This is a genomic window from Methylibium sp., assembly GCF_013817365.1.
In the GTDB taxonomy this organism is placed as follows: Bacteria; Pseudomonadota; Gammaproteobacteria; order Burkholderiales; family Burkholderiaceae_C; genus Methylibium.
Genome location: NZ_JACDCU010000108.1, coordinates 1 through 9,867, shown reverse-complemented (window position 1 = coordinate 9,867; position 9,867 = coordinate 1). Strand labels below are relative to the sequence as shown.

The 9,867-nt window shown below is 67.3% G+C and carries 16 protein-coding genes; all 16 read right to left on the bottom strand.

All coding sequences use genetic code 11. From position 1 onward, the window contains the following. Positions 1–160 precede the first annotated feature (160 nt). A complete protein-coding gene (locus H0W38_RS08840) occupies positions 161–895 on the bottom strand; it encodes a hypothetical protein (protein WP_292452979.1) in 735 nt (244 codons plus the stop codon). Between the two features lie 3 nt (positions 896–898). After that, positions 899–1,084 (bottom strand): hypothetical protein, encoded by a 186-nt coding sequence (locus H0W38_RS08835; protein WP_292452978.1) that lies wholly within the window; start codon positions 1,082–1,084, stop codon positions 899–901. Positions 1,085–1,160: 76 nt separating this feature from the next. Further along, on the bottom strand, positions 1,161–2,303 hold the full coding sequence (locus H0W38_RS08830; protein ID WP_292452977.1) for a P22 phage major capsid protein family protein: 1,143 nt from the start codon (positions 2,301–2,303) through the stop codon (positions 1,161–1,163). A 33-nt stretch (positions 2,304–2,336) separates the two neighbouring features. After that, positions 2,337–3,017 carry a hypothetical protein gene (locus tag H0W38_RS08825; RefSeq protein WP_292452975.1) on the bottom strand — a complete coding sequence of 227 codons (681 nt, stop codon included), beginning with the start codon at positions 3,015–3,017 and terminating at the stop codon, positions 2,337–2,339. A 30-nt stretch (positions 3,018–3,047) separates the two neighbouring features. Beyond that, entirely contained in the window at positions 3,048–4,304 is a 1,257-nt protein-coding gene (locus H0W38_RS08820; protein WP_292452974.1) for a hypothetical protein, read from the bottom strand. Positions 4,305–4,564: 260 nt separating this feature from the next. Further along, positions 4,565–5,173 carry an HNH endonuclease signature motif containing protein gene (locus tag H0W38_RS08815; protein WP_292452973.1) on the bottom strand — a complete coding sequence of 203 codons (609 nt, stop codon included), beginning with the start codon at positions 5,171–5,173 and terminating at the stop codon, positions 4,565–4,567. Between the two features lie 43 nt (positions 5,174–5,216). Next, on the bottom strand, positions 5,217–6,638 hold the full coding sequence (locus tag H0W38_RS08810; RefSeq protein ID WP_292452971.1) for a terminase family protein: 1,422 nt from the start codon (positions 6,636–6,638) through the stop codon (positions 5,217–5,219). Next, positions 6,638–6,922, bottom strand: a complete 285-nt coding sequence (locus H0W38_RS08805; protein ID WP_292452969.1) for a hypothetical protein — start codon at positions 6,920–6,922, stop codon at positions 6,638–6,640. Before H0W38_RS08805 ends, H0W38_RS08810 begins: the two co-directional genes overlap by 1 nt. A 4-nt stretch (positions 6,923–6,926) precedes the next feature. Beyond that, complete coding sequence (locus tag H0W38_RS08800; protein WP_292452968.1) at positions 6,927–7,301, bottom strand: hypothetical protein; 375 nt, start codon at positions 7,299–7,301, stop codon at positions 6,927–6,929. Between the two features lie 272 nt (positions 7,302–7,573). After that, a complete protein-coding gene (locus tag H0W38_RS08795) occupies positions 7,574–8,083 on the bottom strand; it encodes a hypothetical protein (protein ID WP_292452967.1) in 510 nt (169 codons plus the stop codon). Then, positions 8,080–8,442, bottom strand: a complete 363-nt coding sequence (locus H0W38_RS08790) for a DUF551 domain-containing protein (protein ID WP_292452965.1) — start codon at positions 8,440–8,442, stop codon at positions 8,080–8,082. Before H0W38_RS08790 ends, H0W38_RS08795 begins: the two co-directional genes overlap by 4 nt. Next, positions 8,439–8,630: a hypothetical protein gene (locus tag H0W38_RS08785; RefSeq protein ID WP_292452964.1), complete on the bottom strand. Its 192-nt coding sequence runs from the start codon at positions 8,628–8,630 to the stop codon at positions 8,439–8,441. The genes H0W38_RS08790 and H0W38_RS08785 overlap by 4 nt, the downstream gene beginning before the upstream one ends. Continuing rightward, complete coding sequence (locus H0W38_RS08780) at positions 8,627–8,968, bottom strand: hypothetical protein (RefSeq protein WP_292452963.1); 342 nt, start codon at positions 8,966–8,968, stop codon at positions 8,627–8,629. Before H0W38_RS08780 ends, H0W38_RS08785 begins: the two co-directional genes overlap by 4 nt. After that, on the bottom strand, positions 8,965–9,252 hold the full coding sequence (locus tag H0W38_RS08775) for a hypothetical protein (RefSeq protein ID WP_292452961.1): 288 nt from the start codon (positions 9,250–9,252) through the stop codon (positions 8,965–8,967). The genes H0W38_RS08780 and H0W38_RS08775 overlap by 4 nt, the downstream gene beginning before the upstream one ends. Next, on the bottom strand, positions 9,249–9,566 hold the full coding sequence (locus H0W38_RS08770) for a hypothetical protein (protein ID WP_292452960.1): 318 nt from the start codon (positions 9,564–9,566) through the stop codon (positions 9,249–9,251). Before H0W38_RS08770 ends, H0W38_RS08775 begins: the two co-directional genes overlap by 4 nt. 27 nt (positions 9,567–9,593) lie before the next feature. Next, a partial coding sequence (locus H0W38_RS08765) for a hypothetical protein (protein WP_292452958.1) occupies positions 9,594–9,867 on the bottom strand: 274 nt, incomplete at its 5' end.

Below are 9,867 nucleotides of genomic sequence, written 5' to 3'. Positions count from 1 at the left end.
GTGGTCAGTCCATCGACCTCCAGGCGCACCTTCTTCGTCGCGTCCGCCGATCCCTTGATGGCGAACACGTCGTCGGCAAACGATGCACCGGCTGCGCCCAGCGCGTTGAGTCGCGCGAGGATCTGCGCCGCGGTCAGCGGAAGGTCTTTGGCGCTCAGGGTCATGCTGCCGCCTCGAAGCGCCGCAGCGTGATCGTGCCCTTAAGCAGCGGCACGGTCTTGGCCGCAAGCCCGCCCTGATCAGCGACGAGGTCGTAATACAGCGTGACGAAATCTTGGCTCGCCGTGATGGCAGCGTCGATCTGAGTGTAGAACGACGCATCCTCGGGCACCGACCAGGCGATCGTGCCGAGCACGCCGCCGAGGGTGATGCCGGACGAGAGCGTGTACCGCGTGCCGGTGTGGTCGCGCGTCCACACCGAAAAGCGCGCGTTGGTGTAGCCGGTGAGGTTGAACGCCGCGCCGGTCTGATCGAGCCGCGTGGCCGAGCAGTCGTTGAGGCGGTAGGCGTCGAGCGTGATCGGCGTATCCACGCTGGGGCCGATCGACACGCTCGCGCTGGCAACAGGCACGGCAGCGACGGCGTAGACGGAGTCCAGATCGTTCGCCTCGACCTCGCCCTCCCATTCGCTCGGGGAAACGATGTCGGCGCCGCTCGCGGGCGTGATGCGGATATGCACGCGGCCGGCGGTGGCCGGCAGGGTGACGGCGAACTTGTACGCGCGCCACAAGCCGTCGGCCGTGGTCGCGCCCTCGGTCACGGTCTTGGTGAACGCATTGACGACACCATCGAGGTACGAATCGAACCCGAAGTCGGCAATCAACTTGCCGGTCGACGGAGCCGCCGCCGACGTCTGCCGGAGGGCAACCAGATAGATGATGTCACCCGGCCGCACGGGTTACTTGCGACCGCGCTTGGCAGGCACGGCCTGCTCGGGGGTGGGGTCGACGACGTCGATGTCGGCGGGCTTGGCGTCGGCGGACTCGTAGCCGCGCGCCTTCCACTCCTGCACGTCGCTGGCGTTGACCGTGGCAAGATTGCCCTGGGCGTTGCGCAGTCGGACCGTGGGGGCTTCGTCGCTCATGGTCAGGGTCTCCTGACACCAAAGCCCACCCGGCTTGCGCACGGGTGGGCCTGGGCCCTCAGGTCTAGAGGAGCGACTAGCCGAGGATGGTCGCGATGCCGAACGGGTTGACGACCGAGACATCGTACACGGCGCGCATGTAGTACGAGGTCATGGCGTTGCCGACGACGCGCAGCATGAGGAACGACAGGCCCGTCACCGGGTCAGTCACGGTCATCTGTTCGACGCCGCCGCCCGCCGGCTGGAGCGCCGGACGAACGATGGCGATGGCCGCGTTGCGGTGCAGCGCCAGGTTGGCGGTGTAGTCGGCACCGACCGTGATGGCGTCGTTGTCGGTCTCCTGGATGCGAGCGCCCGGCTCACCGATCGAGAAGGCGTTGCTAGCGAGCGCCGCGTTGACGACGTACTTGTGAGCGGTCGTGCCGGCGAAGGTCACGATGTCGCCCGCGAGCACGGTGCCGGTGCCGGTGTCGACCGTCACGGCCGTACCGCCAACCAGCAGGTGCGCGGCCATGTTGATCAGGTACGACGCGCCGGTGCCCTTGGTGTGCACGCCGATCGCATTCGACTCGCGGACGGCGAAGCCGAACAGATCACCGAGCACGCCCTGACGCAGATGGTCGCTCGAACCGGCCTCGCTCACCTTCTGGAGCGGGGTCAGGTCGCGCAGCTTGACGCCGGCCGCGCTGTCGATGACGACCGAACACTCGGCGGCGTTCACGCTGATGCCGTTGTCGACCAGGATCCTCCGCGCAGCGGTGAGATCGCCCAGGGTCGTGGCGAACGGCGTGGTTCCGGCGGTGCCGGTCGCGCGGCTCGATCCCTTGTAGCACGCGAGCCAGGCGACCGACTCGACATCGTTGACGATGGCGCGGATGCCCTGCTCGACGGTCTGGCGGAAGATTTCCTGCGCCGACTGGCTGTTTTCCAGCGAACGCTCCTCCTCGGCCGTCAGGTTCCAGGACACTTCCTTGAAGTTGCCCAGGGTGATCGACTTGCTCGACGCGACACGGTCCGAGCCGGCGGTGAAGGTCTGCGACGCGGTGACGGACGCGACCGACATGGCAGGAGACACGGGCACCTTGAGCGTGTCGCCCTTGGCCATGCCCTTGTCGTCGAAGTCGCGGCGGATGGCGCCGAGGACGCCGACCATTTCGCGGGGGGTGATGCGAGCGGCGGCGTAGATGACCGGCGCGAGCGAGGTGAGGGTGTTGGCCATGACAGGAGTCGATTCTGGCGCGCTGAGCGCCGTTTAGCCTTGAAGCTTGCCGCCAGCGGCGAAGTGAATCGCGCGGTCTTTGGGCGACATGGCCTCGAAGGCCGATTGGGTGATGGATGGGCCGGACTTGGATTCGCCCGCTCCCGCACCGCCTGATCCAGGCGTCTTGGTCGGCTGGCGCAGATAGGGCCGAGCTTCCAGGAACTGCGCGATGAAGGCGTCCGCCTGCATCGGCTTCCCGTCGCTCGCCAAGGCCGGACGTCCGTCCTGCCCGATGACCTGGAGCGTATCAGAGTCGAGGTCGAACCGGCAACTGCCCCTCAGTTGGGCAACGACATCATCGACCAACGCGGTCTGCGCCTTCGCATCCGGCAGCTTGAGCAGCGCGGGCAGCCCGGCGACTTGCGCGCGTAGGTGCGTGTCGCGGTACTTGCCGGCGAACGAGTCGATGCGCTTGGTGTGCTCGGCGGTCAGCAGTTCGCGCGCCTTGTCGAACTCGCCCTTTTTGGTGAGTTCCATCGCCTGCTTTTCGCTCTCGGCCTTGGCGGCAGCAGCGGCGGCGGCGTCCTTCTCGGCCTTCGCGGCGCCAGCGACTTGCGCCAGCGTCTCGCGCTCGGCCTTGTCCTTGGCGCGGGCTGCGGTGTAGGCGGTCGCCTGCTCCTCAGGGAGCTTGATCTTGATTCCGCCCTGCAATTCGACATCGACGTCCGTCATGCTCGCTCTCCTCGCGCTCGTCCGAGCGCGTTACGTCCCAGCCATCCGGCCAGGCGCTTGTGGATTGGTGAAGGGGTCGGCGGCACGCGCGGCGGTATCCACCGCTGACTGCGCGATCTCGTCGTCCAACCGCTTCTGATTCTCGGGCGTCAGCCTGAATGCCGCCGCCGCGTACTTGCGCGTCTGCTCATCCTTGAGCACCTGTGGCAGCGGCGAGGTCGACGTGCGAATGGCGACCTCAAGTTCCGCAGCGAGGTCCGGCGTCGCGAACGAGTCCGGCCAATTCGCATCGCCGGGGTACTCCCAGCCAAAGCCGGCCGCCAGGCGCTTGATCGCCAGGTTTTCGGTGGCCTCGGCGGCATCGGCCAGCGCGGACAGCCGCGCCTCGACCTCGTTGAACGCGAACGCCTTGGCCACACCGCTCTCGGGCGCAGCGGCCTCGGTCGGGTTGCCCGGCGATAGGCCGGCGACGCGGTAGAGCTCCGCGATCTCCTCGGCGCGCTCGGTGCGCAGGCTGTCGGCTTGCGCCGGGTCGGAGCCGAGCGTGTCGATCGACGGCGCGCGGTCGCCAGTGCCGGGGATACAGAGCGCCTTGCCGGCGCCAACGACGACGTCCTGGACTTGGTCCTTGTCGACGCCCAGAAACACGACGGTCGTAAAGGTGCCGTTCGCCAGCTCCTCGTTGAGCCACGAGTCGAGGTTGAGGATGCGCTTCATCGACTCGGCCAGCGGTGCCGCCTGCGAGTCGTTGGCGGCTTCCATGCCGTCGTTGGTCTCGGGCTCGTAGCGCACGAGCGGGCAGCCGCCGTAGCTGTGCGGCAGCGCCGGGCCGATGGCGGTGATCTTCTCGGCGCCATCGACGGTGCCGTAGTCGATGCGCTGGACGGTCGACGCCGTGACGTACCAGGCGAACATAGCGCCGCCGCGATCAACGAACGTAATCAGCGCCTCGTCGACCTGGCCCTGCCAGTCGGCCCACCAGATGACCTGGTCAGCGCGGACCAGGCGCAGCACGCCACGCTTGCCGGCTGCGGCTTCCTGGGCAGCGGAGAGGTAGACCCCCTCCACGTTGGCGTCCGCGAGCACGTAGCTGCACCGCTCGACCTGCGCCCAGCGCATCGCGCGGCGCATGAACGTGGCGAGCGACATGCCGGCGCCGGTGGCGTCCAGCAGGAGGTCGGCGTAGGGTGTTCCCCCGACCGCGTCCTGGCGCTTGGCCGGGATGCGGTTCGCGTGGTCGTTGTAGCGGTCGACGATGGCCCGCGCGTACTTGCGCGCCTTGGCCATCGAGCGGCGCACGTTGTACCGCTCGTCGGTCTCGCGCTTGTGCTGCGGCAGGATGGCGAGGCCGGCCGCGTCAACGCCCGAGGCGAACGCGAAGTCGGCCCAATAGGACCGGCACCAGAACGATCGCGCCTGCACCTGAGCGGCGTAGGCGTCGTGACGGGGGAGCGGCTTGCCGACGACGAAGGAGGGCACGCGGCCACCGTGCCGGGGCGCGCGTTCAACCTCTACTGACGCTCAGTTGCGGGGGCGCATCGGTTGAATCAGGGCAATGTGCGTAACTCCGCGCCGCACTTCGGCCCGCACGTCTTGGTCGTCAGATAGCGCCTGATCACGAACGACTTGCCGCACACCGCGCACTCTCGCGTGATGTCGTCGATGCCGCTGGCCCGCCTCCACGCCGACTTGCAATTATTGTGGCAGAAGCGTGCCGATGTGCGTGTCAGTCGCGTGACCACGAACGCCTTGCCACAGTGGTCGCACTTCTTCCTGACCGTCTTGTCCGTGTGGTGCTGGGTCTGCTCCTTTGCGTGCTTGGAGTGCCAGTCCAGGCCCTCCTCGGTCGCGTGCCACGCAGGCGCAGCGGCGATGGCGCGCTTCACGTACCGGCGCGCGTTGGCGATCCGCTCAGGCTCCCGCATGTGCTCGCTCAGGTGCTCAGCCGCACGGCGCAGCGCGAGGTTGCCGGGCTGATTGTTCGATCGGTCGTGGTCGACGTGGTGGACGTGATAGCCCTGGGGCACCTTCGTATTCGCCGCCTCCCACACCGCGCGATGCAGGCGACGGCCCCGGTGCTGGTAGTAGTGACCGCAGAGGTAGAAGCGCACGCCCATGAACTCTTGGCACGTCGCGCTGATGACGGTGACTTGCATGGGCGAAGTATGCAACCCGCTATCACCGAACAATCTCTACTTTTTACGGGATAGCGACTGATCCGGCTTCACGTTTTACTAGCGATATGCGGTATCTAACCTCATCGGCTATATGGTCCTCCGCGTCCGTGTCGATGTCGTCTGACTTCGACGAATCGCGCGGCAGTACCGGCACCGTGCGCAGGAAGTGCCGGCACGTCGCGAACACCAGTAGGCCAGGCCGTTCCATCGGCCGCTGCTTGCCGTCGGCCAGGAGGCGGCGCATGCGCTCCCAGCCGTTGATGCGCGACCCCGGCCCCTTCATCGCTGGCGTCCAGCGGCAGCCCACGCGCGCCATGTCGTCGGCAATGCACGCGCCGTTCTCGGTGGCGTAGATCGCGGAGTCTGCCGGTCCCGGTGCGACGGTGTGCCCGTGCAGGATGCCGCCGGGGCGGGCCATCTCGCGCTCACGCTCCAGCACGCCGCGGGCGATCTCGGTCGCCAGCATGCGACAACCCTCGTTGGCCTTGCCCGACCAGCCGTACCACTCCGAGCAGCGGATGAGCGTGCCCTTGGGGAAGCGCAGGATGCGACCGCCGCCGAGGTCGACGTCGTTGCCATCCGCTTCCGCCCACCAGCCGATGCTGAACGGCTTGGACGATCCCCAATCGAAGGAGCGATCGACACGCCAGCCGCGCGGGATCGGGAACGGTTCCAGGACGTGCTTGGTCGCGTCGAACACGTCGTCGAACATGCCGCCCGCGACGATGTCCCAATCGCCATCGAGCATCGCGCGCACGAGCGCGGGATCGCCCAGGCCCGCGAGTCGATCGGCGTACTCGGGATCCTGCGTCGGGTTGTCGGCCAGCTTGGCAGGGATGAATTGGCGCAGCATGCCGCCCTCGTCGCGGCCAGCGCGCCAGAGCTTCATCGGCGCGGCCGGATCGACCCACGACGCGCGGACCCAGTTGTGACCAATGCCGCCGGGGTTCGAGCCGCAGAGGATGCGCGGGAAGCGGCCTCGCATAGGCAGCGGCACCAGCAGGCCGCCCAGGCGCAGGCGCCCGCGCAGGAAGCGGTACATAGGCTCGGTGAAGTGGGTCAGCTCGTCCATCATCAGGACGTGGATCTCGGCGCCACGATAGGTCTCGACGTCGTGCTCGTGCTGGCAGTGGCACAGGTGGATCTTGGCGCCGTTCCAAAAGCCGATGGTCATTTCGCTGTAATTGATCTTCGCATGCCCTGATTCGAGCAGTTCGGCCAACAGCGCCGGGAACGACGACGGCCCCTCCATGTGATTTTTGCGCAAGTCGGGGAACGTGCGGCGGAAAATGTAGACCTGGAGCATCGGGATCTGCGCGCACCAGGCGATTGCCGCCACGCGCATCATATGGCTTTTGCCCCCACCCGCTGCGCCGCCGTACAGGATCTCGGTCGCTTCGGAGAGGAACGCCTCAGACTGCCGAACGTGGAGCGACAGGTCCACTAGGCCGGCTGTTGCAGGATGATCCGCACCTGCGGCCCGTCGCCCTTGATCTCGCCGCTATGCTCGATCGCCTTGCGCTTCGGCGCGACGTACTGCGCAAGCTCGGAGTACATGCGGCTGCGCACTTCGATCGGCGCGCCCTCGTCCATGGCGATGCGCGCCATGCCCTCGATCGGATCGCAACCAAGCTCGGCCAGGCGATCCATGACGTCCTGCGTTAGCCTGTTCGGCGTCCCTTTGATACGACCGCCGATGCGCGGCTGGCCTTTCACGTTGCGAGGCATGCCCTCAGCCTGCGCGCGACTCCATGAGCGCCACTGGACCGCAGTTGCGGGGACGCGGCCCGGTCATAGGGCGCTTGGGGGCGGCGATGCGCAGCGGCGGTGATTCTGCCGGCGGCGGCAGGGCGCGCATGTTCAAGCGGTACCACGTCTCGCCCGATCCCTTGTTGCCCTCGTGGATCTCGACCGTGATGACGTCGTCCTTGACCAGGAATTGCCGCAGCCCGCGCGGGCTGATGCCAAGCACGCCGGCCAGGTGCTTGCCGGACATGAGGCCGCCGTGGCACGTCAGCGCGCCCACCGCGCGGATGCGCCCATCGCTGCGCCAGCGTTCCAGGAGCGCGGTCTCGGCGTTGGGGGCATAGAACGGACGTCGGGCCACGGGTGATCTCCTCTGGCTAGTAACAGGGGAATATGCGTACAAAGCGGCAATATCTAGGGCGCGCACGGTGATCGGTGCAAGGAGTGCGGAGTGTCACCCCGTGTACGTCGGCGCCTTGTCAGGATGGCATGCGGCGCGGTCCCAAAAGCGGACCCACGTCCGACGCTGCGGGTGCCTGCCCGTCTGGCCGCTCAGCCGGCGATTGATCGGGTGGCGCATCGCTCGGCGCCACTGCGGGTGCGGGATTCGCTCGGGGGCGTCCTCGTCATCTGTCACCCCGTCCCCTTCGCGTTGGCGGCGTCGTAGGCGGCGCGAATGGCAGCCTCCCAGGCCGCCGACGGATCGTGCATGCCGTGCGGCTCGTGCGCCTCGGCGAAGAACGCGTTTTGCGCCGCGTCGACCATCGCGTCCGTGACGGTGGACAGCGCCTTCCGCATAGCAGCCGCATCCGCCAGGGCGGCGTCGCGCTGGACCAGGGCCTCCTTGGATTCTGCGTCGCACTTGAGCCGGTACGCCATGTGAAAGTCATCCCCCACCTCGGGCGGCGTCGGGGCGCTGGGGGCGGCAAGGGCGCGCCCTGGCAAGGCCCAGAGCATGATGCGCGAACTGAGATGCTGAGCCACGTCCCACTCGGGCGGGTCGAACATATCGCACCAGAGGCGCCAGCATTCGCCGTCCCACTGCGCGCAGGTGTAGTGGCTGCCGTCCTCGTCTGCGACGATCACCGGATAGATGCCCGGTTCGGTGGGCGCTTCGCGGTCGGCGTCGTCGGTGGTGGTCATGGCGTCGTCTCTCCGTCGTCGCTGGTGGTGGTGGGCGGTGGTGGCAATGGGCGCCAGTGGGTGGCGAAACTCGTGGCGTACGGTCCGGCGGATGTCGCCCATAGGCACTCCGTGGTTCGACCTTCCAGGTAGTTCCTTGGGTGCTCGATGTAGACGGCGACGCGGTGGCCAACCGCCAGCAGTTCGCCCGCGACCAATACGCACTCGCCGCTCGCCGGCATCCTCTCCGAGCACTTCACCCATCCCGCGCCGGCAGCCTCGGCCATGGCTGCGGTGTGGTCGGCATAGAGGATGTAATCGCCGTCTGCGCACTTTTGCATTCCGTCGTAGTGGTCCATGTCAAACCGCGCGATCGTCATGGCGTGCCCTTCGCCTGCACAGCCAGATGTATGCGGAGATCTTCGAGATTCCGCAACTCCCGCTCCATCTCGTCGCACTGCTGTTCCATGAGCAGTACATCGATTTGCCGGAGCGCCCACGCCAGCACTTCATCAGCGGTGGCTAGCTGCTTGGGGGTGAACGCAACGGTGTACTTCTTGCTGCTCATGGTGTCGTCTTTCCGAGGTTAAGCGCCTCGCGCGCGATTTGTTCGCACGCCTCTCTGCACCTATTCCACGTTCCGTCCGCGCGCACTGGCGCAGCGATCAGTTCCAGCGCCGCACGAAGCGCGTCGCGTTCGCGGGTCACGGTGTCGAGCCCGCGCTCCAGGTTGTTGACGCGCTGCACCAGCTTGGCCTTGGTCGTGCCGTCCACCCAGCCGAGGGCGGACAGGGCGGCGAGGGCAACCTCGGCCTCACAAGTCCATTCATCCGCGTACTCGCTTTCTACGTGCGCGGCAATCGCCTTCGCCACGGCCTCCACGGCGGCGGCGTCGGGGTCGGTCATGCGTCCTCCCGATCCATCCGACCCTGGCACGTCGCGCAGAGGAACCGGTCAGAGCACGGCTCGACTTCGCCGCAGCGGCGGCACTCGATTCGCTCCGCTGCGTCTGCGGCCTCGTCCTCAGCCTCGTCCGGGTCGCGGATGACGGAGTAGTTGGCGAACGGCTCGCAGTTCCGCTCCTCGCAGGCTTCCACCGCAGCCTCGCGCGATGCGAACGGCTTGCCGACCGGCATCTGTTCGGCCGGCTCCCAGTAGCCGCCGATGGTGCGGGATAGGTACCACTTCATGGCGTGGCTCCGGTGGCTGCGGCGATGGCGTCGCGGATCGTTTCGCTAAGCGTCCCCGGAATGGAGTCATCTACGGCACCCGACTCGCAGTAGTCGAGCGCCAGCCGCAGCGCGTCCAGCATGTCCGGGGCGGCGGCGATCAGGCGGGCGTTGGACTGCATTTCGCGAACGAGGCGCGGCGCTCGCGAGTCGACGGTGCAGAAGAAGTCGCCCGCGCCCCGAATACAGTAGCGGTTCTCCGTCTCGCTCGGGAAATGGGCGGCGGCCCACGGCCCCGGCGTGTGCGTCGTCTGCGGTTTGGTTTCAGTGCTCATGTCTGGCGCTCCTGGCGTGGGGGTGGGTTAGGCGATCCAGCGCATGGCGATTCCGCTTTTGACGGTCGATTGGTAGTCGCCGGCGCTGTAGTCGGCGAAATCGCAGCCCTCGCCCGTCTCGGCGCCCCGCCACCAGATATGCTGGCCGCTACCCTCGGGCCATTCGGCCACGCCAGAGGTTTCGCCGCTATCGCAGACGATCTTCCATGCAGCCTTGGCTATGGCCTTGGCTGCGGCTCCGGCCGGCGATTCCAGCTTGATCCATTTTGGCTTGTTCGTGTCGGTCGTCATGGCTGGTGTC

Coding starts and splice junctions, on each gene's coding strand:
- H0W38_RS08835 (WP_292452978.1), bottom strand. CDS start 1,084: ATGAGCGACGAAGCCCCCACGGTCCGACTGCGCAACGCCCAGGGCAAT.
- H0W38_RS08830 (WP_292452977.1), bottom strand. CDS start 2,303: ATGGCCAACACCCTCACCTCGCTCGCGCCGGTCATCTACGCCGCCGCT.
- H0W38_RS08825 (WP_292452975.1), bottom strand. CDS start 3,017: ATGACGGACGTCGATGTCGAATTGCAGGGCGGAATCAAGATCAAGCTC.
- H0W38_RS08820 (WP_292452974.1), bottom strand. CDS start 4,304: ATGGCCAAGGCGCGCAAGTACGCGCGGGCCATCGTCGACCGCTACAAC.
- H0W38_RS08815 (WP_292452973.1), bottom strand. CDS start 5,173: ATGCAAGTCACCGTCATCAGCGCGACGTGCCAAGAGTTCATGGGCGTG.
- H0W38_RS08805 (WP_292452969.1), bottom strand. CDS start 6,922: ATGCCTCGCAACGTGAAAGGCCAGCCGCGCATCGGCGGTCGTATCAAA.
- H0W38_RS08795 (WP_292452967.1), bottom strand. CDS start 8,083: ATGACCACCACCGACGACGCCGACCGCGAAGCGCCCACCGAACCGGGC.
- H0W38_RS08790 (WP_292452965.1), bottom strand. CDS start 8,442: ATGACGATCGCGCGGTTTGACATGGACCACTACGACGGAATGCAAAAG.
- H0W38_RS08785 (WP_292452964.1), bottom strand. CDS start 8,630: ATGAGCAGCAAGAAGTACACCGTTGCGTTCACCCCCAAGCAGCTAGCC.
- H0W38_RS08780 (WP_292452963.1), bottom strand. CDS start 8,968: ATGACCGACCCCGACGCCGCCGCCGTGGAGGCCGTGGCGAAGGCGATT.
- H0W38_RS08775 (WP_292452961.1), bottom strand. CDS start 9,252: ATGAAGTGGTACCTATCCCGCACCATCGGCGGCTACTGGGAGCCGGCC.
- H0W38_RS08770 (WP_292452960.1), bottom strand. CDS start 9,566: ATGAGCACTGAAACCAAACCGCAGACGACGCACACGCCGGGGCCGTGG.